The 641-nt window shown below is 42.9% G+C and carries 1 protein-coding gene; it reads left to right on the top strand.

The window, feature by feature from the left end; genetic code table 11:
* Positions 1–95: 95 nt before the first annotated feature.
* A partial coding sequence (locus ACYVRH_RS14035; protein WP_461257500.1) for a hypothetical protein occupies positions 96–641 on the top strand: 546 nt, incomplete at its 3' end.

Here is a 641-nt window from a genome sequence, read left to right as displayed (position 1 = left end):
CCCCTCTTGATCTTTATTTCTTCGTGATCTTTTTGTGAAATTTTACAAATAATTTTCAACTTGACAGACAAAATAAAAAGAGTAAAAATAAAATCATGAGTACAAAGAAAACCACTACAAAAAAAGCAACCCCATTTATTGCATTAATTCTCTGGCTTGCGTTAATAAGCGGCTGCGCAAGTTCAAGCGGTAAAGCGCCCGCAGCGCCCCCGGAAAAAAGCCTGGCAGAGGCAATTACAGGCGCGGTTGAGGCTCTTGAAACGGTTTTAAGCGCCCCCACGGAAATTGCCCTGGCGGAATTTGACGCTACCCCGGTAAAACTGTCCAGGTATTTGCAAAAAGAATTAAGCGAGCAAATCAGAAAAAGCGGCAAATTAACTGTTCTGGCCCGAGGCGAAGAGCTTGCCAAATTATTGGACGAACTTAATTTTCAAATGTCGGGCTATGTGAGCGATGATTCTCTGGTCAGTATTACGCATATGCTTGGCGCAAAATCGTTGGTATTCGGGTCATTTGATGACTTAGGCTCTTTTTATCAATACCGCGTCAGAGTTCTCAGCGAAGAAACAACAGCGGTTCAAGTTTCATACAGCGCCCGTGTAAAAAAAACCGATACGGACATAACCGGTTTCATGGAAAAT

The organism is Treponema sp. R80B11-R83G3 (assembly GCF_054786115.1).
This window is presented reverse-complemented; position numbering and strand designations above follow the sequence as displayed.